27 protein-coding genes and 2 pseudogenes are annotated in these 26,998 nt (G+C 56.0%); 13 read left to right on the top strand and 16 right to left on the bottom strand.

What is annotated here, in order from left to right:
* Positions 1-198 precede the first annotated feature (198 nt).
* Complete coding sequence (locus tag JZX89_RS25585; RefSeq protein WP_173994595.1) at positions 199-1,959, top strand: peptidoglycan D,D-transpeptidase FtsI family protein; 1,761 nt, start codon at positions 199-201, stop codon at positions 1,957-1,959.
* Between the two features lie 270 nt (positions 1,960-2,229).
* On the opposite strand, the gene JZX89_RS25580 is transcribed toward JZX89_RS25585, so the two are convergent.
* The 11 genes and pseudogenes from JZX89_RS25580 to JZX89_RS28975 all read right to left on the bottom strand — a co-directional run.
* On the bottom strand, positions 2,230-2,736 hold the full coding sequence (locus tag JZX89_RS25580) for a copper chaperone PCu(A)C (RefSeq protein WP_173994596.1): 507 nt from the start codon (positions 2,734-2,736) through the stop codon (positions 2,230-2,232).
* A 125-nt stretch (positions 2,737-2,861) separates the two neighbouring features.
* Complete coding sequence (locus tag JZX89_RS25575; protein WP_173994527.1) at positions 2,862-3,146, bottom strand: hypothetical protein; 285 nt, start codon at positions 3,144-3,146, stop codon at positions 2,862-2,864.
* Positions 3,147-3,876: 730 nt separating this feature from the next.
* Positions 3,877-5,529 carry a phosphoethanolamine transferase gene (locus JZX89_RS25570; RefSeq protein ID WP_173994597.1) on the bottom strand — a complete coding sequence of 551 codons (1,653 nt, stop codon included), beginning with the start codon at positions 5,527-5,529 and terminating at the stop codon, positions 3,877-3,879.
* A 320-nt stretch (positions 5,530-5,849) separates the two neighbouring features.
* Positions 5,850-6,080, bottom strand: a complete 231-nt coding sequence (locus JZX89_RS28925; RefSeq protein ID WP_173994598.1) for a signal peptidase II — start codon at positions 6,078-6,080, stop codon at positions 5,850-5,852.
* A 480-nt stretch (positions 6,081-6,560) separates the two neighbouring features.
* Positions 6,561-7,067, bottom strand: a complete 507-nt coding sequence (locus JZX89_RS25560; RefSeq protein WP_207135747.1) for a copper chaperone PCu(A)C — start codon at positions 7,065-7,067, stop codon at positions 6,561-6,563.
* A gap of 181 nt (positions 7,068-7,248) precedes the next feature.
* A pseudogene (locus tag JZX89_RS28695) lies at positions 7,249-7,353 on the bottom strand (ubiquinol oxidase subunit II); the annotation flags it as partial.
* A 23-nt stretch (positions 7,354-7,376) separates the two neighbouring features.
* Entirely contained in the window at positions 7,377-8,081 is a 705-nt protein-coding gene (locus JZX89_RS25555; RefSeq protein WP_173994600.1) for a L,D-transpeptidase, read from the bottom strand.
* Between the two features lie 28 nt (positions 8,082-8,109).
* Entirely contained in the window at positions 8,110-10,731 is a 2,622-nt protein-coding gene (locus JZX89_RS25550) for a heavy metal translocating P-type ATPase (protein ID WP_173994601.1), read from the bottom strand.
* A gap of 76 nt (positions 10,732-10,807) precedes the next feature.
* A complete protein-coding gene (locus tag JZX89_RS25545; RefSeq protein ID WP_173994602.1) occupies positions 10,808-11,179 on the bottom strand; it encodes a hypothetical protein in 372 nt (123 codons plus the stop codon).
* 58 nt (positions 11,180-11,237) lie between these two features.
* Positions 11,238-12,155, bottom strand: coding sequence for a cation diffusion facilitator family transporter (locus JZX89_RS25540; protein ID WP_113493514.1), 918 nt, complete (start codon positions 12,153-12,155; stop codon positions 11,238-11,240).
* Between the two features lie 212 nt (positions 12,156-12,367).
* Positions 12,368-12,542, bottom strand: a pseudogene (locus JZX89_RS28975) (TFIIB-type zinc ribbon-containing protein); the annotation flags it as partial.
* Positions 12,543-13,029: 487 nt separating this feature from the next.
* Here JZX89_RS28975 and JZX89_RS25530 point away from each other — a divergent pair.
* From JZX89_RS25530 to JZX89_RS25515, 4 genes are all read left to right on the top strand, one after another.
* Positions 13,030-14,205 (top strand): hypothetical protein, encoded by a 1,176-nt coding sequence (locus JZX89_RS25530; RefSeq protein WP_174153002.1) that lies wholly within the window; start codon positions 13,030-13,032, stop codon positions 14,203-14,205.
* Between the two features lie 63 nt (positions 14,206-14,268).
* Positions 14,269-14,928 (top strand): TerD family protein, encoded by a 660-nt coding sequence (locus tag JZX89_RS25525; RefSeq protein WP_113493512.1) that lies wholly within the window; start codon positions 14,269-14,271, stop codon positions 14,926-14,928.
* Between the two features lie 229 nt (positions 14,929-15,157).
* Entirely contained in the window at positions 15,158-16,012 is an 855-nt protein-coding gene (locus JZX89_RS25520; protein WP_236777169.1) for a hypothetical protein, read from the top strand.
* A gap of 13 nt (positions 16,013-16,025) precedes the next feature.
* Positions 16,026-16,778: a VWA domain-containing protein gene (locus tag JZX89_RS25515; RefSeq protein ID WP_207135746.1), complete on the top strand. Its 753-nt coding sequence runs from the start codon at positions 16,026-16,028 to the stop codon at positions 16,776-16,778.
* Positions 16,779-16,847: 69 nt separating this feature from the next.
* Here JZX89_RS25515 and JZX89_RS25510 read toward each other — a convergent pair whose 3' ends face one another.
* Genes JZX89_RS25510 through JZX89_RS25490 form a run of 5 tightly spaced genes read right to left on the bottom strand, consistent with a single transcriptional unit; the run spans position 16,848 to position 19,684 of the window.
* Entirely contained in the window at positions 16,848-17,435 is a 588-nt protein-coding gene (locus JZX89_RS25510; RefSeq protein WP_173994605.1) for a hypothetical protein, read from the bottom strand.
* Positions 17,436-17,457: 22 nt separating this feature from the next.
* Positions 17,458-17,838, bottom strand: a complete 381-nt coding sequence (locus tag JZX89_RS25505; protein WP_234900252.1) for a hypothetical protein — start codon at positions 17,836-17,838, stop codon at positions 17,458-17,460.
* Positions 17,839-18,543: a thermonuclease family protein gene (locus JZX89_RS25500; RefSeq protein WP_207135745.1), complete on the bottom strand. Its 705-nt coding sequence runs from the start codon at positions 18,541-18,543 to the stop codon at positions 17,839-17,841. It abuts the gene before it with no gap.
* A complete protein-coding gene (locus JZX89_RS25495; protein ID WP_173994606.1) occupies positions 18,540-19,079 on the bottom strand; it encodes a thermonuclease family protein in 540 nt (179 codons plus the stop codon). The genes JZX89_RS25500 and JZX89_RS25495 overlap by 4 nt, the downstream gene beginning before the upstream one ends.
* On the bottom strand, positions 19,076-19,684 hold the full coding sequence (locus tag JZX89_RS25490; RefSeq protein ID WP_207135744.1) for a hypothetical protein: 609 nt from the start codon (positions 19,682-19,684) through the stop codon (positions 19,076-19,078). Before JZX89_RS25490 ends, JZX89_RS25495 begins: the two co-directional genes overlap by 4 nt.
* A 175-nt stretch (positions 19,685-19,859) precedes the next feature.
* On the opposite strand from JZX89_RS25490, the gene JZX89_RS25485 reads away from it, so the two are divergent.
* Genes JZX89_RS25485 through JZX89_RS25455 form a run of 8 tightly spaced genes read left to right on the top strand, consistent with a single transcriptional unit; the run spans position 19,860 to position 26,993 of the window.
* Complete coding sequence (locus JZX89_RS25485; RefSeq protein WP_246746797.1) at positions 19,860-20,810, top strand: lytic transglycosylase domain-containing protein; 951 nt, start codon at positions 19,860-19,862, stop codon at positions 20,808-20,810.
* 12 nt (positions 20,811-20,822) lie between these two features.
* On the top strand, positions 20,823-21,173 hold the full coding sequence (locus JZX89_RS25480) for a TrbC/VirB2 family type IV secretion system protein (RefSeq protein WP_132665707.1): 351 nt from the start codon (positions 20,823-20,825) through the stop codon (positions 21,171-21,173).
* Position 21,174: 1 nt separating this feature from the next.
* Entirely contained in the window at positions 21,175-21,474 is a 300-nt protein-coding gene (locus tag JZX89_RS25475; protein ID WP_174152999.1) for a VirB3 family type IV secretion system protein, read from the top strand.
* A gap of 2 nt (positions 21,475-21,476) precedes the next feature.
* A complete protein-coding gene (locus JZX89_RS25470) occupies positions 21,477-23,936 on the top strand; it encodes a VirB4 family type IV secretion/conjugal transfer ATPase (RefSeq protein ID WP_174152998.1) in 2,460 nt (819 codons plus the stop codon).
* Positions 23,933-25,021 (top strand): lytic transglycosylase domain-containing protein, encoded by a 1,089-nt coding sequence (locus JZX89_RS25465; protein ID WP_207135742.1) that lies wholly within the window; start codon positions 23,933-23,935, stop codon positions 25,019-25,021. Before JZX89_RS25470 ends, JZX89_RS25465 begins: the two co-directional genes overlap by 4 nt.
* A 12-nt stretch (positions 25,022-25,033) precedes the next feature.
* On the top strand, positions 25,034-25,732 hold the full coding sequence (locus tag JZX89_RS25460) for a type IV secretion system protein (protein ID WP_132665710.1): 699 nt from the start codon (positions 25,034-25,036) through the stop codon (positions 25,730-25,732).
* Entirely contained in the window at positions 25,725-25,952 is a 228-nt protein-coding gene (locus JZX89_RS28920) for a hypothetical protein (RefSeq protein WP_229002349.1), read from the top strand. Before JZX89_RS25460 ends, JZX89_RS28920 begins: the two co-directional genes overlap by 8 nt.
* 12 nt (positions 25,953-25,964) lie before the next feature.
* Positions 25,965-26,993 (top strand): TrbL/VirB6 family protein, encoded by a 1,029-nt coding sequence (locus JZX89_RS25455; RefSeq protein WP_174010459.1) that lies wholly within the window; start codon positions 25,965-25,967, stop codon positions 26,991-26,993.
* The last annotated feature ends 5 nt before the right edge of the window (positions 26,994-26,998 follow it).

Below are 26,998 nucleotides of genomic sequence, written 5' to 3'. Positions count from 1 at the left end.
TATCAACATCCACGACGGGCGAGGATAACGAAACGTTAATCAGTTTTATGCAATTTTAAGTGTATATTAATTCAAACTTCATTGCGGTTGGTGTCGTGCCAAATCCTCGATTGGTTTCAGACCCGCCAGGTGCAAACTACACATCGGCGGACGTTCTGGGCTGCTCATGGTCAATGCTTTCGGAGATGACGGTTAGATATGATAGGTTTTATCGTACGGCTTAACCGCCGCGCCCATTTCAGTGTGGAATCTAGGGTTAAGCCTGTTACTAAAGCCTTTGTCGGTACATCCGAACGCCGCAAGCGTGACAGTCGACAAAGACTGACCTTCCTGATTGCAGGCTTTGCGGTGATGTACATTGTCGTCGGCGCACGTCTCGTCCAGTATGGCCTGACCGACCCGGTGGTGACGGGATCCATTCATCCCAGCGCCAATGCCGTCGCAACGCGCCCGGACATTCTCGATCGTAACGGCGAGCTTCTAGCGACTGATATCAACACCGTGTCGCTCTATGCGGAACCGCGACGTATTGTCGACGCTGATGAGGTTGTGGAGAAACTTGCAACCGTGCTGCCAAACCTTGACTGGAGCGACACGCACAGGAAGCTCCGATCCGGTTCCGGCTTTCAGTGGTTGCGCCGCCAGCTCACGCCCCGGCAGCAGTCTGATATTCTTGCGCTTGGGATTCCCGGCATAGGTTTCCGTCCGGAGAAGCGACGCTTCTATCCGGGTGCTGCCACCGCCTCCCATATTGTCGGCCATGTCAATGTCGACAACCTCGGTCTTGCCGGTATGGAGAGGTACATCGATCAGCAAGGGTATGCCGACCTTCGAGCGACGGGCCTGACGAACGATACGCGGCTCGAGCCTGTGAGGCTTTCGATCGACGTCCGCGTCCAGCATATCGTTCGCGAAATCGCGGCGCGCGCGATTACGAATTATCAGGCAGAAGCTGCTGGTGCCGTCATTCTCGACGTGGAAACTGGAGAGGTCATCGCTATGGCTTCCGTTCCTGACTACGATCCGAACCAGCCTTCGCGCACCCTCCCCGATGGCTCGGTCGACAAGGAATACGAAAAAGGCTGGTTCAACCGGATCAGCAACGCCACATTTGAGATGGGCTCAACATTTAAAAGCTTTACGCTTGCCATGGGTCTGGACGCGGAGAAGATCACCTTGAATTCCGTCGTGGATGCGTCCCGCCCCATCCGTATGGGTGGGTTCACGATCAAGGACTTCAAGGGAAAGAACCGACCGCTATCGATCCCTGAGGTTTTTCAGTATTCATCGAACATCGGAACGGCGGCTGTTGCCGACAGGGTCGGGATAGAGGGGCATAAGGAGTTTCTTACGAGACTGGGGCTGCTTTCCAAGATGGACACGGAGATGCCCGGCGTAGCGACCCCTACCCAACCCCGAACGTGGAAGAAGATCAATTCCGTCACGATCTCGTTCGGTCACGGCGTAGCCACCACCCCACTGCAGACCGCCGTTGCTGCCGCGGCTCTGATCAACGGCGGCAACCTGATGAACCCCACCTTCCTTCCACGTTCGAAAGACGATGCAGCATTGGTTTCCCGCGCCGTCATCAAAGAGAAGACCAGTGCGGACATGCGGTTCCTCTACAACTGGAACGGCCTCAAGGGTTCTGGCCGAGGCGCCCAGGTCGAAGGCTTTCATGTGGGCGGAAAGACCGGGACTGCCGACAAGGTCATAAATGGCAGGTATGCCAGCGACATCAACTTCAACGCATTTGTCGCGGGCTTTCCGATGGACAAGCCGAGATACGTCGTGCTGACAATCATCGATGCGCCGAAAACAGGTGTGAACGGAGGAAGGACCGCGGCTTCCACCGCGGCTCCGATGACCAAAGAGATCATCGAGAGAACAGCCGCCTTGCTTGATGTGAAGCCCCGGTTCGGAGGTGAAACCGGCCCTCAGATGCTGGTCAACTACTGATTGGTCATGGGATCATCGTCCATGAATGGTTCGGCGACGAGCGGGAAGCTATCTCATCACCGCCATCGGACAAACGCTAGTTTGCTCAGATACGCCGTGAAGTGAAAAACAGGCTATGGCTATGGCTCTGGCCTTGGGTGTGCCGCTGCCACCTGTCCGCGGATCGGTCACGCGATGAACGCCATCTTGAAATTGACGAAGGCGCCCGTCCTGTTCCCAGCAGACACCTTCAGACATTCAGACCCGGACGACCTCCGCTTTCGCGCTAATTCACGGCTTGGTGTGGGCACCATGGTCTTGGGAAGCCGACGGCGCCTCCGCCTTTGACTGAACCACGAACTCGACCTCGACGGGACCCGCCCTCTCGAACTGCAGAGTAGCCTTGAATTTCTCTCCTTCGCCTGGGCGCTGCCTGGGGTTCACAAGCATGATGTGTGCTCCGCCCGGTTGCAGTTTCACGGTCTCCCCAGCTTGGATCTCGATGCCCTGCGTCGCGGGTCGCATGCGCGCGACCCCATCGACCAGTGTCGACTCGTGTAGCTCCAGACGTTCGGCGGCGGGCGTGCTGCCGCCAACAAGCCGATCGGCTTCCTCTCCGGTGTTGACGATCACGAGATATGCGCCAAGTACGGGTGCAACCGGAGGTGCCTTGGCCGACCAAGGGTGTTTAAGTTCAAGGCTGCCCGCCTTGAAGTCATGTGCGTCGGAGGAGACGGGAACGCCTGTCGCGGCAATGAGAGCCACGAACACGCCAGAAGCAGCGACCCTTAGATTCATAAGTATACTCCGTTCTCGCGAGCCTACCCGCGCTCTTGCTAAAACAGTTCCACCTGGTGCCAAAGACCCTTGGCGCTGGCTCTGAGCGGTATATCCCGGCAAATATCGTCTGAAAACCCTCTTACTCAATGAAATGGGCGCAGCAGGCGCAGCGCGTTCATGGTGACGAGCACCGTCGCTCCAGTGTCGGCAAGAACTGCTGGCCACAGCCCGGTGACACCAATGATGGTCGTGACCAAAGACTGCCTGCCCATCCGCACGCCGATGACTTCTCGACTGCCAGTTGTCTCGAGTGACACACTGGAGTACCGTTCGCGATCAGCGAGCATGTGCCCAGGTGCAGCAAATCGGGGACATAGCTGCCCGAATCTTACCTTCGATGGCTCGTAAGGCTTCGGCTTTTTGGCCATGGCGAAACCTTCATGATCTGACATACGCTGGCATCGATTGAGGTTATAGACGTGGGGGCGGCCTTGGGATTGGAGCGAAGCCAGTCAGCGTGCCTCTTACTTCATGCGGGACGAAGCGGCGATGTCCACGCGGTCACGACTTGGACAAAAAGATCAGCTTAATGACATGCCCGAACACCGAGATTAGAAAAAAGCTGTTTTTGTACGCAGTCCGGCTACGTCGATGGGCGGTGTCAGGCATTTTCCCAGTATTTACGTATTCACAAACTCGGAGCGCTTCTCTGAATATCAGTGAGCGTGGATCCCAATCGCGCTAACTTATCGCAGGCGTCTCCAGTCAGCGCATTGATACGCTAACGCTCTAGCTGAAACGCAGCCAAAATTTTTCTATTAAGCGCTTCGTATTTGTGTGGAGCGAAATTCTGGCATCTTCGGGGACTGGTTGTTTCGTGATCACAAAAGGCCTTTGAAGCCTCCGGGTACTAACTCCGTAATCAGACACGTTGCCTGTCTTAATCTGTCCCACTCCTTATCGGAGGCAGTCCGCAGAAGGACAGGGCCCTGTCCAACGACCTAAAGACCACGACGATCCTTTCTCATTTTCGCTAGGCTGCACGCTCGTTGATGCGGGATGGGAAGCAGTCTCGGGAATTGGTGCGATCCTCAACCAAATCAATAAATCGCATTTTTCTTTACTTTCGAGGCGTCCCGCACAGTCGCGTAGATGCTCCTAGGATGGATTGAATCGCTTGCACTCAGCAAAGATATCGAGTGACCGATCGTAGATGCTGGAACTGATGTTCATCATGCTCAGGACACTGTTGAAAAGATTGTCATGCGACTGCGGGGAATTCCTGTTGCTTGACAAGCAAACCCTGTCAACACCCATTGACTCCTCAAACTGCCGATCCATCCACAGCACGAAGGGAATCTTGGTTTGGACATCCGGTGCCAGCATATAGGGCGCACCATGGAGGTATAGCCCCTGCTCGCCTAGAGATTCGCCATGATCCGACATATATATCATGCTCCCTTGGACGCGTTCTGAACTCGCTTTCAATCCTTCTATGATACTAGAGAGTATGAAATCCGTATACAGGATTGTATTGTCGTATGTGTTTACGATTTCGTCCGGCTTGCAGTTTCCAAGTTCGGCGGTGCGGCAATCTGGAGTGAAACGCCGGAAGGCATCGGGATAGCGTAGATAATAAGCGGGGCCATGACTGCCCATTTGATGAAGAACCAGGACGCTGTCCTGTTTGACATTGCGGAGCCAGGCCTCGAGCTTGTCCAAAAAAACGCCATCTTGACACTCGCCCAACTTGCAGTAACGTGTATCGTTCGATGCCGACAGGTTGACGAAGGGTATTCTGTCGGCAATTCCCTTGCTGCCTGTGCTGTTGTCCCACCATTCAACTTTGATACCGGAATTCTCGATTACATCGACCAGTGTTTCGGTTTCGAGACCCTTTTCGTGCGTGTAGTCGACTCGCTTGAACTTGGAGAACATGCAAGGCAAGGACGTCGCTGTCGCTGTCCCGCAACTGTAAGTTTCCGGGAAGTAAATGATGTCCTGTTTCGCGAGAAGCGGGTTCGTTTCACGTTGATAGCCACCCAACGAGAAATTCTGGGCACGCGCTGTTTCACCTGCAACAATAACGGTTACTCGGGGTTTGCGGGAGCCATTCACCGGTGGAACGACTTTCGCGTCATGTCCAAGCGGTTGGGCAACTATTTTAGCTTCGGCCTGGACCTGTGTGAATAGTTTTACAACACTCACGAGAGGCGTCACGGGGTTCAAGGCCCTGGCGATATCTCGATGCTCACGAACAGCCGCAGTGTAGGTCGCGGAATAGGACACTGCTGCGCCGGTGAAGACAAGCATACAACCCGCAATGACAGCGCAATTGTGAGCGATCTTCCCCAATATTGGCCTGTGAACCACGCGAACCCAAAGAATAAGACCCATCGGTAAAAATGCGAATAGGGCAAGATGTCCCACAAAGCCCCATGTGATGAGATGCTGTGCTTCGGCAGGTGTTGTCTGATAAGCGTTGCGCATCATATCGCTGTCAATAACGACACCAAACTGATCCATGAACCAGGACGCCGCAGCGGACGCCATGACGAAAAAAATGAAAAACGGTTTAATCACGTATTTGGTAGAGATCACCGTCAACGCTGCAGTGAACAAGGCAATCATGGCAATGTAGAGCGTAAAAATGGAGGTAGGTTCTTGTGCCAAATAGGTATGGACCTTCGACCAGAACGTTCTGTTGCTCGTGAAAAGCAGGAAGAGGGCAACACACACACTCAGCGTGACACTGCCCAGTTGCGGCCTGTAAAACGCTGATTTTCTGCCGTCTGTTTTCCCGAACCTCATGCTCTAACATATCCTATTTCGAATTTTTGCGTTTCCACGAGGGCCTGAAACGGTTGGTGCCGTTCCAGCAAATTACCATCAGCAAAGTCGCTGCCGAACCGGTTTACAGGCTCTAGCGGCTAGAGGTGCAAGTAAATAATTCACTAGGGCGTAGAATCGGGAAGATCGATTGTCGTAAAGAGCGGCCCGGATATCTGCGGCGTTCTTTCTCACAAGCCGACGTCCATGGGCAGCAATTTCCCGGCTCTCAAGCGGCGATGCGTTCCGCGCTGGTTTCGGTTGCGCGAAGTACAAGAATACAAGTGCCGCCGCTCCGGCGACTAATGCAACGTCGAAGAGTGCCATACACCTGTATAAAAATCGAGACAGTTGGTCACGGCGCCGTTCAAAAGACGGTTGGCAATATTTCCCGCTGCACCACCGGCACTCGTGCACACCGCAATTGCCTCTGGCATGATCGGCGTCCGATACGCCTGTAGCAGCAATCCGGCAACGACGATGGATTGTTCCGCAACCATCCCAAAGCTCGTGCCATTGTTGTAGACAAGCACGAGACTGAATGACGAAAGACAGGGTTAGAATGAGACTGAGGCAAGACAGATTTTATAACTTGCATTTTGCATGTGAAGAATTCCGGTTTCGTATATTGCGGCAGAAGTTTCGGCCAACGTATCGCACAAAGTTGAAACGAACCGCAGAATGCGAAAATCAGTTAAGATCCGAAACGCTGACTGCACTTGTAGCAACGACCGGAGTTTTTTCAGCCATGACTTAAGACCCAGCGCCGTCCTGATCGCGTATTTGCCTGTCTCTTCGAAATGGTCTGCATGATCGAACCGAAACTCTTTACCGGCAACGTTTGCCCATTTTTTCCCGTTCACACTCTCATTTTGTCAAACGTGAACCACACACGTCAACGCCCGGTAAGTATGACAGCAGAGCATTATGACGCAGATCAAATCTGGTTAAGTAATGAATATCGAAAGCTCCTTCTGTTCAAGAAACAGCTCAGTGGCCTACGCTCAGTTACTTCAATCTCCGTCGCCATGATGATGATCGGTGCGGTTGGAACCGGGCGCACGGATCGTCAAAGACGCGACAAGGCTGCTGCCATCATCGAATTCGGCTTCGATGCTCATGCCTTGAGGGAAACCAAGCATGGCTTCGAGTTCGAAGAAGAGCGTATCAGGGCCCATGAACAACTCCGCCTGCTTCGGTATGACAACGAAAGCCTGCGTAAGTGGCGTCGGCCGAGCCGTGCCAGCACCGTCCGTCCTCTGCATCAGGATTGCATTTTTGTAGCCAGGAATTGATACCCGCGTCAGTCTCTTGTCCGAGATACTGCCATTGAAAATAGTGAGATAGGCGACATCGGGCATTCCTTTCATGCCCCTGATAACCTCCGCGTGTTCGATCGTCAGCGTTTTGTAATCGATTCCATGATCCGCTTGTTGCGAAGCAAGAAGTGGCGCGCCAAACCCTAGGACACCGGCAAAACAACCGACAACCCAGAAGCGATGGCTTGATGTGAAGATCATGGTTTGGCACGGGCCGACAGTCTGAGTGATTACGTGTTCGAGCGATCGACGGGGGTGGGAGGGCATCTTCACGCTCCCAGCCAGATTTTGATTGCAAGTCCCATCAATCCGACCCTGAGAACACCGCAAGCCCAAAGGATGACAAACCAGCCCAACTGCCGCGCGCGCATACGAACAAACATCAATGATAGCCCTCCTCTGGGTCAACCTTTCCGTGGAAGACGCAGTAAGCGTAACTTGCGTAAGCAATGATAATCGGGATGAGAACGACAGTGCCGCCAAGCAGGATCCGCCAGTGCCTGCGGGTCGTCATTGCATGACGACAATCTTCGCCTTAAATGGGACACGGGCATAAAGATCAATGACGTCCTGGTTGATCAGACGCACGCAGCCCGATGACACCGCCTTGCCGACCGAGCGCCAATCCTTGTTGCCGTGGAGGCGATAGAGTGTGTCTTGTCCGTTCTGGAAAATATAAAGCGCACGTGCCCCAAGCGGATTGTCGAGACCGCCTGCCATTCCGCCATTTTCTATTGAATATTGTTTGAGTTCAGGTTGACGTGCAACCATTTCGTTCGGTGGCTTCCAGCGCGGCCAAGTCTGGCGCCAGTGTATGACGCCATCTCCCTGCCAGGCAAAACCATCGCGCCCGATGCCAACGCCATATCGCATCGCGGTTCCGCCCGGCTCTACGACATAGAGGAAACGTGAAGGCGTATCGACGATGACGGTTCCGGGCGCCTCTCCCGTCGGATCGATAACCCGCTGGCGATAGAATATCGGGTCGATCTGCTGATATGGCGTTGCGGGAATGAGAAAACCACCATCCTGAAGCGGCCCGTACATAGCTTCAAGTTCAGCTGAGGTTGGCGGGCCGACGGGCCGTTTGACCAGTGCCGGCATGGGGGCAATGCGGCCTTCGGGTGATGAGGTTGCGCAACCCGTCAGCATTGCAACAGACGACGCAGAGACAATAAGAAAGCCGCGTCGTGAAAGATTGGTTTCGAGCGTCATGAGAGTAATTGAATCCGATTTGAAATGTTTATGATTTTATCGGGCGAAGGAGACGTAGCGCGTTGATCGTCACCAGCACGGTTGCGCCGGTATCCGCCAAAATCGCCGGCCACAAGCCGGTTATGCCCATGATCGTGGTCACGAGAAACACTGCCTTCAATCCTAGCGAAAGCGTAATGTTCTGGAGTATGTTGCGCATGGTTCTTTTCGAGATCTCTACCATCTCAGCAATGTCGCCGACACGGCCATGCAGGATAGCGGCATCGGCGGTTTCAAGCGCCACATCCGTGCCGCCACCCATGGCGATGCCGACATCGGCGGCCGCGAGCGCCGGCGCATCGTTGATGCCGTCGCCGATCTTGCCGACGACGTAGCCTTGCTTCTGAAGTTCACCCACGATGCGCTGCTTGTCTTCTGGCATTAGCTCGGCTCGAACTTCGATGCCAAGCTGAGCGCCGATCGCCTTCGCCGTACGTGCGTTGTCGCCCGTCAGCATCACGGTCTTGATGCCGGCATCGGTCAGCGCCTTCAGTCCGGCCTTTGCATCTGCCCGTGGCTCGTCCCGCATGGCGATGGCACCGGCAAGCAAATCGCCGACAATCAGCACCGAGACTGTTTTGCCCTCATCATTCAGCCTGGCGATGAGCGTCAATTGGTCGTTCGACAACGGCATGCGATCGGCTGCCGATTTCGGTGATCCGAGGAAAATCTCGAGACCCTCGACAGTCCCGGTCACACCTTTGCCACCGAGAGCTTTGGCTTTTTCTGCTGCGGGAATCTGAACTTTTTCGTCCACAGCCTTGCCGAGAATGGCCATGGCCAGCGGATGGCTTGATCCGGTTTCGAGCGCTGCGGCAAAGCGTAGCACATCGGCTTCATTACGGTCGAAGGCGATCACGTCGGTGACCTTCGGCTTGCCTTCGGTCAAAGTACCCGTTTTGTCTAGCGCAATGGCCGTCAGCTTTCCGAGGGTTTCGAGAACCGCGCCACCCTTGAGAAGAAGCCCGCGCCTCGCCCCGGCGGAAAGCGAGGCGGCGATGGCCGCAGGCGTCGATATGACCAAAGCGCAAGGGCAACCGATCAGCAGAATGGCAAGGCCCTTGTAGACCCATTCCGACCAGACGCCGCCCGTTAACAGCGGCGGAATGGTTGCTACGAGGGCGGCAACCGCGACGACAGCTGGCGTATAGTAGCGGGAAAAGCTGTCGATGAACCGTTCCGTGGGCGCCTTCGACTCCTGCGCTTCCTCGACGAGCTTTACCACGCGAGCAATAGTGTTGTCGGCGGCGGCAGCCGTGACTCGGACACGAAGTGCCGCATCTCCATTGACCGTGCCTGCAAAGACCTTGTCATCCACACCCTTGGCCACAGGTGTGCTTTCGCCCGTCACCGGCGCTTCGTCAATCGAGCTTTCGCCGGAGACGATTACGCCGTCGGCCGAGATCCGGTCACCCGGACGCACGAGAATAGTAGCGCCAACCGCGAGGCTTTCTGCCGGCACCTCCCGCGTCTGCCCATTCTCTTCAAGCAGTGCATTCTTGGGAACCAGTTCCGTCAGGGATTGGATGCTCGCGCGTGCCTTGCTGGCAGCAACACCCTCCAGAAGTTCGCCGACCAGAAACAGGAACACGACCGCAGCAGCCTCCTCGGTTGCATTGATGAACAGCGCACCGACAGCTGCGATCGTCATTAGCATTTCAATGGAAAACGGCGTTCCGGCCAACGCCGCCATCACGGCGCGTCGTGCGATTGGAACGAGACCGACGAGCATCGCAGCCGTAAAGGCAAAGGCGGCAATGGCCGGAAAAAAATGGCCTATCCCATAGGCTACAACCAGCGCACCACCGGCAACGATCGTCAATCGCCCCTTTTTACTCTTCCACCACGGGCCATTCATCGGTCCATGGTCATGCCCGTGCAGGCTTTCCGGTTCGTCGCCGCCGGCCTTGCTATGGTCATGATCGGCATGCTCACCGTTGTCATGCACACCTGCAGACGCGGCTCTCATTTTCTTTTCATCGGAAACCAACTGCGCGACCGTATAGCCAAGCCCGGCGACCTTCTTGCCGATTGCTTCGAGATCGCTAGTCCCGTCATGCTTCACCGTCATCGTACCGGCTGTGACAGAAACCGATACATCCTCGACACCGGGCATCCGCCTGACGGCCGTGTCGATCTTCGTCGCGCAGGACGCGCAATCCATGCCCCCGACCCGGAATCGTATCTGCGACGCGTCGACAAGCGGAGTAACAAGGCTCTTGCCTGTTTGACTATGATCATGACCTGCATGATCGTGGTCGTCATGACCATTGTGCTCGTGGCCGTCATGGTCATGATCCACGCGATCGTGCGAACCGGCGGTGTGGTCATGGCTACAGCCCGGGCCATGCACATGCGCAGCGTTTGGAGCCGGAGCAGCAGTGGCTTTATCCGCGATAGGAACCACACTGTATCCGAGCCCGGAGACCTTCTTTCCGATCGCCGTCAGGTCACTGCTTTCGTCATGCGTCACCGTCATAGTGCCGGCGGTCACCGAAACCGATACGTCCTCGACGCCAGGCATACGCCTGACAGCCGTATCGATCTTCGTCGCGCAGGATGCGCAATCCATACCACTCACTCTGAATCGGGTCTTTACTGGCTCGGTCATGGGATATCCTTGAGTTCAAGGCTGCCACTATAGGACCTCAAGCAACTAGAGCTACAAGCGGAAAATCTGTTCCTGTTCAACTATATTGGCGAGCCGATCGCACGAAGACCGTCTGCAGGATCAGCGGCGCAAGCCGACCAAAAAACCGCCCTGCTTTCGCCAGGGTCAGGAAGATAGCCACCAGCACCAATGCAGCGATCGCCCAGATGAGGATGATGGCATCTTTACCGACCCCCCGCCCGGCGATGGTTTTGCCGTTTTCGATGACGGCACCAGCATTGCCCGCGATCCAGTTCAGGATTCCATCGGCAGAGACATAGCCGATCCAGGCCAGGAGCGACCGGAGGGCGAGCCCTATAAGAATGTCGAACCAGGCCACCAGCCGACCGGCTTTCGTTGGCTGCCAAGGCGGGCCGGATTGCCTCGTGCTTCTGTCGCGTTCATACATGTCGACGCCCTTAGCTCGGTTGATTGAGTTGTGCGCTTGGCCGAAGAGATCGGCAACACTAGATTTTCATCTCGCCTTCCGCCTCGCGCGTAGCCTGATCCTCCACCTGGATAGTAACGTGCGACAAGCCGAAGCTTTCTTCCATAACCCTGCGTGCGCTGGAGAGGATAGAACGGGCCTCAGCCATATCGGTAACGACGATGTGACAGCTCATGGCATCCATCCCAGATGTGATTGTCCACACATGCAAATCGTGGACGGCATCAACGCCCGGGATGCTCATGAGCTTCTTGTCCAACAGCAATATGTCTATTTCCGGCGGCGTACCTTCCATGAGGATATGAATGGCCTGCTTGAGGAGAATCCATGTCCGAGGAAGGATGAACAGCCCGATCACTGCACCGATGATCGGATCGGCAAGCGACCAACCGGTGAACATCACCACCCCGGCGGCAACGATGACGCCGAGCGATCCCAGCATATCGCCGAGCACCTCGAAATATGCCCCTTTGACATTCAAGCTTTCGGACGATCCGGGGGAAAGCAGCTTCATGCTAATCAGGTTGACCGTCAGGCCAATGACTGCGACGATCAGCATAGGACCGCCGAGAATTTGTGGCGGGTCGACAAACCGCTCATAGGCCTCATAAAAGATGTAAATCGTCAGCAACAGGAGAACCACTGCGTTTGCCAGCGCTGAGAGAACCTCCATGCGGACATAGCCATAGGTCTTTTGCGGCGTCGCGGGTCGCTCTGAAAATCGGATAGCGATCAGCGCCAGAGCCAGCCCACCGGCATCCGTCAGCATATGGGCCGCATCTGCCAAAAGCGCCAAGCTGCCCGTCCATAGACCGCCGACGACCTCGACCAGCATGAACGCTACCGTCAATCCCAGAGCTGTCGCCAGCCTGCTCTTGTGCCGCCCAGCAGATGTGCCCGTGGGACGTGCCGCCGTGTGAGAATGGCCAGCGCCCATATGATAGCTCCTTGTTTTTTTGAACACGCGATTGAGGCCTATTCCATCTAGTCTGAGAGCCGCCCCAGAACGATCCGTGACGGCGGTTCTGCACGTGGGTAATAGGCCAGAACCATGGCCGCCGTCACGATAATCCTCAGCGGGATTGTGCGGCGCGAACGGCTGCAGCTTCGCGATCCTCGAATGCTGAGCAACCGGGGGTTCCGGGTAAGGCTGCAATCGATAATCTTGTCGAGTTCTCCTCTGTCCAGCCAGACGCCCTTACAGTCCGGGCAATAGTCGATTTCGATCAACTGACGCTCGCTCATGACGATGATTGACCCTGCTGGAAGGGCAAAGCAATCCCTGTGCTCTGTCCTTCACGTCCGGGGTCGCAACATCGTTCATCGTCGTCTCCTGATTTTTTCGAAGTTATCCGCCAAGGGGATTGGCGAGGGCAAAAGAGAATATGGGATCTCGAGTACCTAGAGGTTCAAGGGGCACGCTTCACTATTGTTACCGATCGTCCAACGGCCGGCAGGAGAGCGATTTCGCTTTCTGGAAGTGAAGCGTGCCTGCATGCGTGATGCACCTACATAGAGACAGAGCTGGAGCGGATCCACCAGGCACTGCCACGGAGCGCAAATCAAGGATTGCTCTAATCATTGACAGACAACCAGATGGCATGGGTCCGCGGTGGCGGAGAGGCCCACACATCACGTATGTTTGAAGAGCATCGCTGACGATCTCGCTGTGCCGGCATCACCTTGACGGCCATAGACGTAGCGCTGGCAGCTTAACCCCCAGAATCGTATCGACTTGCGATTTAGACACTACAGCTATAAAGATTCCCATCACGTCCGCGCAAGCAATGTTATGTTGAGGAGGATATGTTATGAAACCGACAACCATCGGCTCTTCTCCCCGCCTCCTCACCGGCGTACCCCTGCAAGGTAACGTTCCAGCGATACCGATTAACACGGGCGCCATTGTACTTAGCGAGCTGCAGGTACAAGAAGCCGAGAAAATGCTTGCGGCGTTGGACTTTCGCGCCATGCAATCGGGCGAGGTCATCAGGATAGGCCTGGAGGCCGAGCAGGCGTTGCAGCGGACGCTGGACGGCTTCTTGGCGCGGTTTGACAAGAACAGCGCGGCCGCCGTATTCGAGTTGTTCGGCCGTCTCGAACAGGGCGTCGAGGATGCCGATCTCCCGGAGATCCTCGACAAACTCCAGAACGGCGGAAAAAAGGGTTTCCTGAGTTCGTTGCTGGGAAGGTTTCGCGGCAAGCGGCCGGAGGAGGTCGCCGCGGAATTTCTGGCGGAAATCGGTGACCTTATCACCGGGCGAACTAAGACGCTCGCTGACCGGATGATGAAGCTCGAAGGCGAACTTTCCGGCGAAATGCAGAAGCTGTTCGGCGAGTTGCAGGCACTCGATGCCCTGAAGCAGAGTTATGGCGCGCATTTCAGCGATTTCACTGTGGCCGCGGCTGTCGCCCACGCGTTCCTCGACAAGGCGCGCGCCTATGTCGCTGACGAGGAAGCGCAGCTAAATCCGGCCGATCCGGTCGCGCAGACCAGAATGGTGGAATTCAAGGACAAGCTGCAGCTGATCGAAAGCCGCGCGCTGGCGCTGGAAGGCACCTACACGCGGCTGCCTGCCGATCAGCTGGTGATTCAGCAGATCGAACAAGCAGGCATTGCGACTCTGCAAGAGACCGCCACCACGGTGGCGTCGCGGTTCGCGTCGATCAAAATGACGCTGCTATCAATCCATGGCGCGTTCGCGGTGAAGAGCGTGCAGCAGCTGGCCGACCGCCAGGCTAAGCTCGACAAGCAGCTGACCGAGATGCGCGGCCGCGCCCTGAAAGACATCGCGGTCACCGCCGCGCAGGCGCCGGGCGACAATCGCCTTGCGCAGGCAAAGCAGATCGAGCAGATCATCGCCACCACCAGCGAGATCCACGGCCTCGTCGCGGCGGCGAAAAAGTCGACCGAGGAAAAATTCGAGCAGGCGCGGCAGAAGTTCGCCGCCGCCCGTCAGGAGCTTGCCGCCCTGTCATCGCAGTAATGCGCTCGCCGGTTTCCACTCGCCCAAACATAAGCGCAGTCAGATTACAGGAGTTTCACAAGCATGCTGACCCTCTCCCTTGAAAAGCCCGGCACCGCGACGCCAAAGCTGAAGCTTTCCCTCAACAAGGGAGCGCAGTTCACCGTGAAGGTTGAGTGGATGTGCGATGCCGACCACACCGATGATGTCGACGTTCACGCGCTTGAGGCGCGGAATGACGGGAAAGGCGCGAAGGTGACGGAACTTCCCAGCGTACTGTCGACCTACAATACCACGCGGATGAACCCGACTGGCGGCACCTTGCCGTCAAACCCCGAAGGATCGTTCCAGACGCCTAGCGGAGGGCTGTTCCATAGTGGTGACAAGAGAGTGCAGAACAACAGCGAGACCATCGTCATTGACGGCTCCAAGCTGCCGGCGGGGGTCAACGAGATACCGATCTTCGTCACCGTCCATGAAGCCGAACATGGAGGCAGGCACGAGACCGAGGAGGGTGCCGAACAGCGGGAGGAAGCGGCTTTCGGCGACATCGACGTCTGCACAATCACACTGACGGACGGCAGTGGGAAGCAACTCGGCGCCTACAAGCTGTCGGACGAATTCAAAGAGTTCAATGTCGTCCAACTAGGCAGCATATTGCTCGGCCCCGAAGGCTGGGAATACGCGGCCGTCGGCCGAGGCTTCACCGGCACGTTCAACGACGTTCTCGCGCACTTTTCCTGAGACAGCGATGCCCCAGGACAAAGCCCCTCCCTCGCGTGGTACCGTGCCGGATGATCGCCAGGGCAGGCTTCGCCCCACGGTGATCGCTCCGCCGCCTGATCGGTCACGGACGCCAAGGGCCGAGCCAGGCGAATCGGCTGGGACTGATGCGCCCGCCAAGCCAACAATTGTGGCACCCGCCAGCACCCAGAACGACAGTGCGACGGCGAAAACTGGACGTTACGCGCAGATGCCGTTGGTAGCAAAGCCGACTGCGATCCCCGGCGTGGAGCGCAAGCGGATCGCAGTAGAGCTTTCCGACATTCGGAAACTGTCACCGTTGACGAGACCTGAGGTGCTGCAGCAGGCGCTGCGGCTCACACAGTCGTTCGTTGTCGAAAGCGCACGTGAAAGGCAGGCGGTCCTTTGGGGCCATCGTCTCCAGCAGGATTATAGCGGCCTGGTGTCGCGCTCACTCGAACTCTCGCAGGCCGATGTGCTGCAGAAGGCGACGGGATATATCGGACGAATGACCGACATCCTTGGCGCGATCGACATCAAGGCCGTGTGCGATGCCCCTTCAGCGGCTGGAATTTTCGGAGAGTATTTCAAGAAGGCGAATAGTAGGATTGACACAGCCGGCGAGCTCCAAGCGGCGCGCATCGAACTCGACCAACTGGTCCGGCTGATGGGCGAGGCGCTTGAGCTACTCTTGTCATTCAAGGAGACGCTGGAACAGCACGCCCGCCGGATCGAGGGCATGGGGGACGAAGCCGAGGCCTCGGCGCTCGCAGCATCCTTTCTGTCGGACCATTTGCGCGTGAGCCGGCCGCCGATCTCGCAACGTTTCCTAGAGCGGGCCATGAGCCTTACGCAAACCGTGGCGCAGATCCGGAGCGGTGCCTCGATGCGCGACGTGCAGATCGAACAGCCGCTCCGGCTCATCAGGGCGATCCAGAATGTTGCTCTCGTCATGGTTCCAGGCTTTTTGGGAAGCATGGCGTCGCTGACGACGATGCTGGAGAACAGCCGCAAGCTGACACCGACCGAAGCCGGCGAACTTTCATATCAGCTTCGGAACATCCTTCAGCAACTCAAAGAGTGAGGACAGATCGGCCATGGCACTGCAACTCAACCTCAAAAAGTCGGCGGAAACGCTGCGTCTTTCTCTCGACAAGGCGGGTGTCGCGGCGGACATCAAGGCCGAACTGATCTTCGACATGGACGTTTCGGGCTCTTTTGAGCACGAACACGAGGAAGGCACTACAAGCAAGCTCGTCGCACGGCTGGTGCCCTACGGCCTCGTGCTCGACCCCGACGGAAAGGTTGACGTCTTCAGCTTTAGCAACGGCAAGGGCCACGTTCACCATGTCGGGACAGTTACGTCGGACGATTGCGAGAATTATATTGTTCGCAACGTGATCGACAAGGTGCCCGGCTGGAAGGGCGGAACAACCTACAGCTATGTTCTGGAGCGCAATCTGCAGCATTTCGGCTGGTTGCCGCGCGAAAAGGAACGCGAGGGCTTCTTTAGCCGGTTCTTCGGCGGGGATGCCAAAGAGGCACCAATTGCGGCGAAGAAACGGTCGGTCGTGATATTTGTCACCGACGGCGAGAACGACCCTTCGGATGAACAGCGGACCATGCGCGTTCTGGAGGAATCGGAAAGACGGGGCGACCAGGTGTATTTCCTGTTCATGGGTGCCTGCGAGCATACCGTGGAATTCAGGTTCCTCGAAACGATCGCCAAACGTTTCAAGAACACTGGCGTCGTCATCGTACGTGACCTTGACAGCTTCGTTGAACTCTCAGACGAACAATTGAACGCGCGGCTTCTCGGACCCGAATTGCTACAATGGCTCCGATCCTGACATTGGATGCAAATGCGATATGGGAGCTGGCAGCTATTACGAGTATAATCTTCTGGTTCATAGCGACGCCTACAGATTGAGGTTGAACCAATGGCGTTCTTTCACGCCTTTATCGTTCGGAATGTCGAAGTAATACGGGTCAGCCCTCATTGGCCTTGGCTGTGTGATAACTACTTGGCAGCTATTGCCACCGCCAAAGCCATTGTCGTTATTGTGTGAATCGAGTTCGCGCATTGTGATGCCCGCCTGCTTGTTTGCGCGGTCGTTCCCATAGAGCGTCCGAAAAGCGCCGCGGTTGCTGCACTGGTTGACTGTCTTTGTGCAAACATTTGCCTCCCCACCGCCAAAGAGGGAATCGTTGTCGCGACCAAAAGATGCCCGCCCGGCTTGAAAACCGGCGGGGCAATCCTCGAAAGGCTCGTGGCCGGGTTTGCCGGCCTTAGCTTCTTCGCAGATCGGCCACGAGAAGCCGGGCTTTTTCATCGCCGAAATCAATTTCTGCATCGGCGGCACACAATATCCAACGCCTTGCCACGAAGGGTTCTTGGACGCCGCGCAAAGGAGGATCTGGCACCCCCAAGACGCATCTTGCGCCTTTGCGGCAGGTGTCATGCCGAAAGCCGCAACACCTGCGGCGACAAAATACAGAGCTTTCATTAGCTTTCCCTCTCTCATTCGTTCACTGCGGAATTGGCCGGTGTGAGATCTTGGCTTCTATCGCGGGGGAGTCTGTTTGGTCGGAGGCCGCATAAATGACGGGGGCGATCAAAGAGAGTGCTGCGAACCCACAGGATTCCGACGCGGTAGAGCAGAGGGCGGTTCGGGATATCCCGGCAATCCGCCGCAAACGCGAAAAAGCCGACAAGATAGCTGTCGAAAGCGAGGTGACGCCCTGCCTGAAAAAGGCTGAGGTCACTAGGAGGATCAGAGCGCAAGGGGTGTGGATCCACCACAACCGTTCGCGGGGCACGATCAGGCCGAGCGAGAGAGGAATGGCAACCAACAAACCCGCCATCGAATCGATCGCGAACGATGTCGCGATATGTGTGATATCCGGCAACTATCGATCTCTCCTCTTAGGTTTGTTCCGTGCGTCAGCAAACGGTGGCGAAATCTCGCTCTTCCGCTCTGCCAAAAGGTTGAAATCCGCCAGAGGTCGCCGCTCAAGGGTCTTATCAACCGCTTTGCGTCGCCATTCGTTCATGTCGAGCACATAGGTGCCCCACATGCCATAACGGGCAGCCATGGCATCGTGCTGATAGGAAAGGTACTGCTGGTTAGCGGAAGGCGAATCCACCCGCGCCCAACCTACGCGCAACATTTCAGTCGCCACGTCTCGGCCCTTGACCGTGCATTGAGCGAGAGGAATGCCATCATTCCCATAGCCAAGCGTCGTGCAGACCGTCACCTTGTTGCCAATGGTTCGCTTAAGCCAGGCTTTCGCAAGCGGTCCACAGGGAACCGGCATAGGCGCTTTGTCCTTCGTTCGATCCACCCACTTGGGGTTAAGAGCCCATTGCGGGAGCTCGCATGCATCGATATTTGCGAAGCGGACCTTATAGCCCCGTCCGAGAGAGCCATACCAAAGAGTTCGACCGTCCAGAACGGTTACAACGCCTTTGAAGATCGGCAATCTGACTGGCGCGGAATGGACGGGTGGTGCAACGCGCCCCGAGTAGCGCGGGGTATAATATTGTAGATCTGCTGCCACTGTAGGCGTGGCGATCGCAGCGATGATGACGCTAAATAACGAAATATGTTTCATTGCTCCGCCTTCCTGGCGCGCTGATTGGCTTCTCGGCTCAGGGTGATCGACGGGTGCTGGACGTCTTTGAACTGCCAGAGCCCAGCCTTTTTCTGTTGTGCCATCTGTTCGGCCACAGAGTAGGGGACATGATATGGGAGCCCGTCGCTCTTCAAGGCAGCGAAAGCGTACCCACTGCTGACGAGAACCTGCCCAAGATCGAGCCGCTGGCTCCCTACCGTCGCGTAACAAATGACATACGAAATGTCGTTTGCCTTAGCGACTGGTGCGCAAATCGGCTGCGTGTCCTTGATATACGCGGCAAGAACGGCGAGGGACGCTTCGCCGCAATCGCGGGTATTACCGTGTGCATCGGTATAGTTGGTGCCGCGCAAACATGACTGGATGCCATAGAGACGGAATCGCTCTCCATTGGAAACCCACGTGTCCCCGGTCTCGAGCGTTATTCCGTCTGGCCTTAAATCAAAATAGCCCTCCGGGGCTGCGAGAGCCCAGGAAGGCATCAGTGCCGCCATGAGAAGGGCAATTCGCTTCATTGCGACTTTACCCGCTGATCGGCCCACATGCCGAAGTCGCCCTTTTTGCCGAGATTCTCGGCTTCCTGAAGATCAGGCCGCTCGACTGACCCATCAGGCTTTTTGGCGAGACGAAGAGCGCCGATAGAAAGAAGCTGCTCCTCGAAATTATCGACCGAGTCCATGGCACCAGGGTAATTGTAGTACCCGTAGCACGTCGCATTCTGCATCGGCGCCCCCTGCTCGCTGACGAAAGCGCGGCAGAAAACCACTTTTGCGCTCTGCAACATGACCTGAAGCTGTTTAAGCGCATAGTCATCGCAGGTTCCGGCATAGTCTTCCGTCCGGTTGACCAGATCCCCCTTACACGCCTGGAGACCGTACAGATGTACGGTTGTCTTCTCATCAATTTTGAAGTCGGTTCCGGAGAGAGCCTTGAATCCTGAGGCTGTTGCGTAGCCCTTCCGGTCAACAACCTTTCCATTGCCGTCATAATACTCGATCACCAAAGCCGTTTTACCGGGGGCGGCAAGCGACTTGACGTAATCCTTATTGATTGCCGGCACGGCGAAAGCTTGCGTTGCCATTGCGCAACTTACGAGTGCGGTAATGATGGTCCGTATCATTTTCTAGCCCTAACCATCTTGGTGCAACGGATTCCCTTGAGAAAGGGGGTTTAACACTGGCACAAAAACTTGTAAGTCTGAGCCAAATCGGTATCATACAAGCATCAACTTAATCGGTTTTCTTCCTAATCACAACACCGTTTGGCAGGCGGAGACGATGGAAAAAAGGGCTCGCATGGCAGGCTTTTCAGGCACCACCGTCCTTTTTGGGACAGCTCTCATTACGCTGTGGTCGGCCAACTGTGCTCATGCCCAAGATGCTGTAAAAAATACCAGAATAGCTAGCGCATACAACGGAAACGAAACCTCTGGGCCAGCGTCCCTTGCGACCAATTTCGCTGAAAGATGGGCCGGCGAAGCGGCTCCAGCGAAAGAATTTGTCTTGGGTGCTGATGGCGTAGTGAAAGACGCGAGCAAGCAGGACAGCACGACCGAAACTGCGACTTCACTGGATACTAAGATTGGCGCAACAAACACCCTCTATGTTGATGTGACAGGATCAATTGGCGACTCTCAGACTGCTCAGCAGGCGACAGGTTATCTTACCCAAATTGGCGCAGCAACAGCGGTGGCTCCGCCTGCAATGGGTGGAAAAGAGTGCGGCGCATCTCCGATGAAACCCGACGAGATCAAAGCTTTGGTTGTAGAGACCGCACGCCGCCATCACGTTGACGAAGGGTTTGCTGTGGCCATCACATGGGCCGAAAGCCGGTTTGACGTGGTTCGCAACTCTCCCAAAGGTGCACGCGGCCCTATGCAGCTAATTCCTGACACCGCTACGAGGTTCGGTGTCGTTGATATCTGCGATCCGGCGCAGAACATCGAAGGCGGTATCAAGTATCTCCGATTCCTGCTCGATGAGTTTCAAAATCCTCTGCTCGTAGCCGCCGCATACAACAGCGGCGAGAACCGGATCTATGAATACGGCGGCGTACCGCCCTTTCAGGAGACGGTCGGGTACGTAGCAAAGGTCATCAATTTTCAGCTTGGCCTTCCGATGCCGACGGGCAAGCGGAAGGCCGGAAATGTCGTCCGCGAGGCAGCGGCGACGAATACGGCCAACGGTAGCGGGGTCATTGCCGTTGAGAAGACCGGCAAATTTGTCGGCGGCGTGATGCACTTCTAAGGAGAGAGTCAGATGAAAAGTGTGAAGTTGGGTCAATCCCAGGCGGTTAAGGTGATCGCGCTTCTTGGCGTGGTTGCGGCGGTACAGATCGTCGGCGCAGAGCTGGCGTTTGCGCAAGGGGCAGGCGGGGGCGGTAGCGGTGCTTTCGGCCCTATCCAGACCGCCGTGCAGATGATCGTGGATTTCATCACTGGCCCATTTGGCCGGTTGTTGGCGATCATCGCCGTTATCGCCTTGGGCTTCATGGCATTTGCCGGTCGTTTGTCTTGGTTTACTGCCGGCGCGGTCGTTATTGGCATCGGGCTCGTCTTCGGCGCTCCGGCCATTGTTGATCAGATGATTTCTTCGGTGGGCGGGCAGTAAGTTGAGCGAGTTCTCGGATGAGAAGCCGGCGCTTACGCCTTTGGTGATCGGTCTGACCCGATCACCTACCCTATGGGGCGTGCCATACATGGCGGTGGTGCTGATCATCGGCCTCACCATCATCGGCTGGCTTGCGTCAAACCATTTCGCGGCACTTCTGCTCGCGCCTGTTGGCTACCTCGTCCTTTTCTCGCTTTGCACATGGGACGCGAAAATTCTCGACGTGCTTCAGGTTTCGTCACGCAAGACCCCCCGCACTCCCAATAAGCGCTTTTGGGGCACCAACTCGTACGGACCATAATCATGCTGAAAGTCGTCAAAGAAGAGCTAGGATTTGGGAAGGTCGCCGGAAACGAGCGGCCTATGTCCATTCATATTCCCTACATGCGGCATGTCTCGGACACGGTGATAGGTCTCGAGAATGGATCGCTCGCAAGCGTCATCAAGCTCGACGGCTTGTTTTTCCAGACCGAAGACCAGGCCGAATTGAATATGCGATCAGTCGTCCAGAACACGATGATCCGCGCGCTCGGCTCAAGCCGGTTTTCCCTATGGTCAACCGTGATCCGTCGCGAGGTCGAGACCGAGATCGGCGGAACGTTTGATCAATCATTCTGCGACATCCTGAATACGCGATACATGGGTCAGCTTCGCAAGAAGCGCATGTTCACAAACGAGATCTACTTGACGATCGTCCGTTCGGGCATGCGCGGGGCGCTTGGTGTTGGCGACACGCTCAAGCGGATTTTTACGCAGTCTAACAAGGACGCAAAAACACAGGCCACTCGCGAAGAGGTAATGGACCTAGAGGAACTGATCGGCAATATCGTCCGTGAACTGAGTAAATACGGAGCCCGCTCGCTCGGCATAACCTACCGGAAGAAGTCCGACGATACTGCAAAGATTGAGGGGCAGGAGGAAGAGACCAAGGGCGAACCGTATTCCGAGCCCTGCGAATTCTTCAATTCTATCCTCACGGGTAGTGTGTCTCGGAAGATGCGACTGCCGCGTATGGGCATTCGCAACTTCATTGGAACATCTCGTCTCCACTTCGCCAAGCGCGCTTTGCACGCGCATGCCGCCGTAGACGAAGATTCGCGGTATGGCGCACTGCTGTCCATCAAGGAATACCCTCCTTTCACTGGACCCGGCATGTTGGACGGACTGTTACAGGTGAACCACGAGTTTATCCTGACGCAGTCGTTTACCCTTGCCGACAAGCCGATTGCGCAGGAGCGCATAACGCGCCTTCAGAGACAAATCCGTGCCTCGGACGAAGCTGGGACGTCTGTAGAATCTGACATCAATTTTGCTCTCGACAGCATGCTGAATCAGGAAGCCGTATTTGGCTTCCACCATTTTTCGCTACTTTGCATTTCCCGGGACCTCGAAGGCTTGAGCCGCTGCGTTTCGGAACTTGGTGCGTGCCTCACGGACATGAACATCAACTGGCTGCGTGAAGATCTGAATCTTGAGGCAGCGTTTTGGGCGCAGTTGCCCGGCAACCACTCCTATATTGCTAGAAAGGCGATGCTCTCCAGCTCGAACTTCTCGGGCCTGTCATCAATGCACAATTTCGCCAGTGGTCAGGCGGAACGTACGCATTGGGGCCTTCCCATCACTATCCTTGAGACGACATCGCAGACGCCCTATTGGTTCAATTTCCACCGCCGCGATATCGGGCATTTTACCGTCACAGGACCGACAGGCTCGGGTAAAACTGTCGGTTTGAGCTTCCTGCTCGCGCAGGCCATGCGAGTTTCGCCAACGCCGCGCGCCGTCTTCTTTGATAAGGACCGCGGAGCCGAAATCTTCGTTCGAGCCATCGGCGGATCTTACGAGATCCTTTCCCCGGGGACACCAACTGGATTCAATCCGCTCCAGTTGGAGAACACCGGACCAAACAGAGAATTTCTTCAGCGCCTTCTCAAGGCAATGCTCGGTGGACGTGATCGCCGCGACTTCACCCAGGAAGATGAAGATATCATCGAGCGCGCTGTCGTCCGCCTCATGGAAGAGCCGGCACAACAGCGAAACCTCACTAACCTCGGCAACCTGCTTATGGGCCGTGCACGGGCGGACGCAAACGATCTCTATTCCCGCCTTCGTCCTTGGATCGAAGGTGAGAAAGCGTGGCTCTTTAACGCTCCGCACGATGTGCTGTCCTTCTCCGGCAGGACCGTATTCGGCTTCGACATGACCAACATTCTTGGCAACGAGGAGCTGCGAACCCCCGCACTTATGTATCTATACCATCGGCTTGATGAACTGCTGGATGGCAACCCCGTCATGTTCTTCATGGACGAGGGCTGGCAGTTGCTCCTGGACGACACTTTCAGCGCGTTCATTGTCGACAAAATGAAGACCATTCGTAAGCTCAACGGCATCGTGGGCTTTGGCACACAGTCGGCCGCCGATATTGCCAAATCGAAGGTCTCTCATACGATCATTGAGCAGTCTGCCACGAACATTCACTTCCCAAATCCGCGTGCAGACGAGGAAAGCTACATCAAGCGCTTCGGTCTAACGGTGAAGGAATTCAACTTCATCAAGAACACCCCGCCAGAGAAGCGAACCTTCCTGATCAAGCACGGCAACGACTCCGTCATAGCCAGGCTCGACCTGTCGAGCATGCCTGATCTGGTGAAAGTCCTGTCCGGGCGAAAGGAGACGATTGAGGAGTGCGCTGCACTCCGGGAGCAATTCGGAGACGAGCCGGAAAACTGGTTGGCGAAATTTTGCGGATGGGAGAATGCTGAATGAGGAAAAGTCCCACTCTGGTGCTGCTTGCTGCAGCCATGTCGATTGGCGCTCCCAACGCGGCCTTTACGCAGGTTCCGATCACCGACGAAGCTCTAACGGACGACGATACAGTAAGGGAGAAAACAACCGACGACATCAGGGAAACAGACAAGAAACGTCACACTGTCAGCACGAGCGTGACGTGCTCGATGTACAAAAAGGGCAAGGGAGGCGATGCGCCCGCCGCTGCGCAAGCTAATCCGGAAACCGTCGGCCTCGTAAAGCGCGTTGCCCAGGAAGAGGGCGTAGACGAAACGCTATTCATGTCGCTTGTCTATCAAGAGAGCCGCTTTAACCCCTGCGCGAAATCTCCTGTAGGTGCAACAGGACTGTCGCAGCTTATGCCGGGAACTGCGAAGGACCTCGGCGTTGATCCAAACAACATCGAAGGCAATCTCCGGGGTGGCGCGCGGTATCTGAAGCAACAGCTCAAGCGTTTCAACGGGAATACGAACCTAGCTCTGGCCGCCTACAATGCCGGTCCCGGGAACGTCCAGAAGTATGGCGGCATACCTCCCTTCAAGGAAACCCAAGGCTACGTTGCGAGCATTACGAAAAAATGGATGCCGCAGTTTGGCGGGTCAGACACATCGAATATTCCGGTGAATTATGGAGGGGGCACAAGCGCGTTTACGGGCGCTCGTGACAGCTCGATCAGAGCAATGGCAACGAGCCAGTCCATCACTGAGAGTAGTGGCAACGTCAGTTCATGGTTGCAGCAACTTGGGCAGATGCAAACCGGCACGATCCAGGACAGCTGGGACCAGAACTCAGGAGCCCGCAACGCCAATCTCGAAATGATGAACCAGGTCATTCGTCTTGGATCAGCGATGGCGGACCTGATGAACTCCAAGAACTCACTTGATCTTAGCAGTCGTTCGGGGGCTTCACAGACAGTTTCGGTCAAAGACAACGAAGATAAAGACCCCGAAACGATAAAGCTCTGTGATCCGGCGCTGAACGTTGAATGGAATGAGACGGAACAAGCGTGCGTCCAGAAACGGGAACGGGCGTCCGAAATGAAACTGATGTTGAGTACACAATAAAGGAGAACTGCCATGAAAAAGACGATCGCAACGGCGTTTTCGCTGGCTCTAGCTTCGACAGCGTACGCTCAGGTCCCCACAATCGACAATGCTAACCTGAAGGTTGCTCAGGAAACATCGAAAACAACGACCGACATTCTCGATACCAACAAGGAGGTGCTTAAGACGGTCGAAGAAACACTTAAAGCCGTAACGGGTGACCGTGGAAGCGTGCAAAGCCCTATGCAGAACCTTGCTATCGGCAATGGCTTCAGTGTTTCCCAGATGCCGTCCTTCGACAGCTTGATGAGCGGTGGCGTACCGAATTTCGGAAGCATGGGCGGCGATATCGGCAAAGTAGCCTCCACATTCATCAACGGGCTGCAGCTGGTGAAGAACCTTTCGGGAAAGGCCGATAGCACGTTCTCAGGCGATAAGTCGTATGAGGAAGTGATGAATACGGTCCTTGGCGTAGCTGCTCTGGTGACTGGATCAAATCAGGCTGTGCAGCAGCGTACGCAATCCTTCCAGCAAGCGGGTCAGCAGATCGGCAAGGCTGAGGATATCAAGGGCTCGATCGATCAGAACACGCAGCTCCAAGTTCAATCGGGGCTGGTGCTGAACGAAATGATTGGCGTCATGAATGGCACCGTTCAGTCGCTTAATGCCCAAAATCAGCAGCGTCTTGTCGATATGTCGAACTCGAAAAAGGCGATGACCTACGGTGATTAAGGCATTCGAAACAGCTGGAAAAGTGCTTCTAATCGCGACGTTCACGGCCGGGCTTGCCGGCTGTGGAACGGCTGCGAAAGAGAAAACAGCACCCTGCAAAAGACCGGCCAACATGACGTCTTTCGTTGAGGATCCGCGTCACGACTGTGGCCCGATGACGAACGTCAACGGTGATCCATCAGCCGCTCTCGCGGCCATCGACACATTAGCAACTGAATAGGGGCGTTGGGCGATGGAGGATTTCCTCGGTGGGCTTTTGGATCGGATTGAACAGACAGGCGCTAGCTTCACGCAAAGCGCCTATGGGGTGGTTGGCAGCGAAGTCGCGCCGCTTCTAACCGTGCTACTGATCGCCTACGTCGCCTACTACGGTCTTCAACTGATCATGGGGACGGCTCGGGTCAGTGTCGGCGAGGTCATCAGCCGCGTGGTCAGGATGACGCTGATCGTTGCTTTCATAAACTCATGGGGTAACTTCAACACATTCTTCTACACCTGGCTGAGCGATACGCCGGAAGATGTTGGCCGCGCCATTCTAGCTGTCAGCAACACAGGCATCACGGAGCCGACGAACGGCCTGTCGATGATCTGGGAAACGGCCAATAAAGCGGCGGGGGCCTTTGCCGAGCAGGCCGGATATTTTTCCGTTCTCCCGGCAATGGTCGGTTTCCTCATCATGTTTTTCGTCGGCGTGTTTATTGCCGTCGCTCTCGCGATCCTTCTGCTCGCTAAAGTCATGATGTGGGTGCTGCTAGGAACCGCGCCAATTTTCATCGCATGTTTGTTGTTTCAATCCACCCGAAGCTACGGAATGGCGTGGTTCCAAAGTGTGCTGATGTACGCGCTTATTCCGTTGTTCGTTTACGTGGTTGCTGCGTTCCTGATCTCCGCAATGGATCCAGAGTTGACGAAGGTCACTGCGGCGGCCGACCAGCGCAGGCTTCAACTCGATGATGTCGCGGCTTTCCTTCTTTTGTGTGCTGCCGGTGCCTTTGTCCTCTTCAACATTCAGACGCTTGCTCAGGGGATCACGGGCGGCGTCGCGGCCGGAATCGGTCAAGTGGCGCGAACTGTCGGGGGCCTGACAGGCTTCAGTGCTCCAGCTGCAATGCTAACCGGCGCGCGTAGTGCCTCCGGCACAGCTGGCCGACTCGGCATGGAGGCACGCGAGCGGACACAAGCCGGCATGCGGGAAAATATTCGAAATGCAAGTGCGAGTGCGATGCAAAATCGCATCAGTAGCAACAGCGTGCCGCGCTAAACGCA

This window comes from Agrobacterium burrii, from assembly GCF_017313405.1.
In the GTDB taxonomy this organism is placed as follows: domain Bacteria; phylum Pseudomonadota; class Alphaproteobacteria; order Rhizobiales; family Rhizobiaceae; genus Agrobacterium; species Agrobacterium burrii.
Note: the sequence above shows the minus strand (reverse complement) of the source record. Positions and strands in the feature narration are given on the sequence as shown.

What these genes read in the sequence shown, in the direction of transcription:
- JZX89_RS25585 (WP_173994595.1), top strand. Translation starts at nt 199, where the DNA reads ATGATAGGTTTTATCGTACGGCTTAACCGCCGCGCCCATTTCAGTGTG.
- JZX89_RS25580 (WP_173994596.1), bottom strand. Translation starts at nt 2,736, where the DNA reads ATGAATCTAAGGGTCGCTGCTTCTGGCGTGTTCGTGGCTCTCATTGCC.
- JZX89_RS25575 (WP_173994527.1), bottom strand. Translation starts at nt 3,146, where the DNA reads ATGGCCAAAAAGCCGAAGCCTTACGAGCCATCGAAGGTAAGATTCGGG.
- JZX89_RS25570 (WP_173994597.1), bottom strand. Translation starts at nt 5,529, where the DNA reads ATGAGGTTCGGGAAAACAGACGGCAGAAAATCAGCGTTTTACAGGCCG.
- JZX89_RS25560 (WP_207135747.1), bottom strand. Translation starts at nt 7,067, where the DNA reads ATGATCTTCACATCAAGCCATCGCTTCTGGGTTGTCGGTTGTTTTGCC.
- JZX89_RS25555 (WP_173994600.1), bottom strand. Translation starts at nt 8,081, where the DNA reads ATGACGCTCGAAACCAATCTTTCACGACGCGGCTTTCTTATTGTCTCT.
- JZX89_RS25550 (WP_173994601.1), bottom strand. Translation starts at nt 10,731, where the DNA reads ATGACCGAGCCAGTAAAGACCCGATTCAGAGTGAGTGGTATGGATTGC.
- JZX89_RS25545 (WP_173994602.1), bottom strand. Translation starts at nt 11,179, where the DNA reads ATGTATGAACGCGACAGAAGCACGAGGCAATCCGGCCCGCCTTGGCAG.
- JZX89_RS25540 (WP_113493514.1), bottom strand. Translation starts at nt 12,155, where the DNA reads ATGGGCGCTGGCCATTCTCACACGGCGGCACGTCCCACGGGCACATCT.
- JZX89_RS25530 (WP_174153002.1), top strand. Translation starts at nt 13,030, where the DNA reads ATGAAACCGACAACCATCGGCTCTTCTCCCCGCCTCCTCACCGGCGTA.
- JZX89_RS25525 (WP_113493512.1), top strand. Translation starts at nt 14,269, where the DNA reads ATGCTGACCCTCTCCCTTGAAAAGCCCGGCACCGCGACGCCAAAGCTG.
- JZX89_RS25520 (WP_236777169.1), top strand. Translation starts at nt 15,158, where the DNA reads ATGCCGTTGGTAGCAAAGCCGACTGCGATCCCCGGCGTGGAGCGCAAG.
- JZX89_RS25515 (WP_207135746.1), top strand. Translation starts at nt 16,026, where the DNA reads ATGGCACTGCAACTCAACCTCAAAAAGTCGGCGGAAACGCTGCGTCTT.
- JZX89_RS25510 (WP_173994605.1), bottom strand. Translation starts at nt 17,435, where the DNA reads ATGAAAGCTCTGTATTTTGTCGCCGCAGGTGTTGCGGCTTTCGGCATG.
- JZX89_RS25500 (WP_207135745.1), bottom strand. Translation starts at nt 18,543, where the DNA reads ATGAAACATATTTCGTTATTTAGCGTCATCATCGCTGCGATCGCCACG.
- JZX89_RS25495 (WP_173994606.1), bottom strand. Translation starts at nt 19,079, where the DNA reads ATGAAGCGAATTGCCCTTCTCATGGCGGCACTGATGCCTTCCTGGGCT.
- JZX89_RS25490 (WP_207135744.1), bottom strand. Translation starts at nt 19,684, where the DNA reads ATGATACGGACCATCATTACCGCACTCGTAAGTTGCGCAATGGCAACG.
- JZX89_RS25485 (WP_246746797.1), top strand. Translation starts at nt 19,860, where the DNA reads ATGGCAGGCTTTTCAGGCACCACCGTCCTTTTTGGGACAGCTCTCATT.
- JZX89_RS25480 (WP_132665707.1), top strand. Translation starts at nt 20,823, where the DNA reads ATGAAAAGTGTGAAGTTGGGTCAATCCCAGGCGGTTAAGGTGATCGCG.
- JZX89_RS25470 (WP_174152998.1), top strand. Translation starts at nt 21,477, where the DNA reads ATGCTGAAAGTCGTCAAAGAAGAGCTAGGATTTGGGAAGGTCGCCGGA.
- JZX89_RS25465 (WP_207135742.1), top strand. Translation starts at nt 23,933, where the DNA reads ATGAGGAAAAGTCCCACTCTGGTGCTGCTTGCTGCAGCCATGTCGATT.
- JZX89_RS25460 (WP_132665710.1), top strand. Translation starts at nt 25,034, where the DNA reads ATGAAAAAGACGATCGCAACGGCGTTTTCGCTGGCTCTAGCTTCGACA.
- JZX89_RS25455 (WP_174010459.1), top strand. Translation starts at nt 25,965, where the DNA reads ATGGAGGATTTCCTCGGTGGGCTTTTGGATCGGATTGAACAGACAGGC.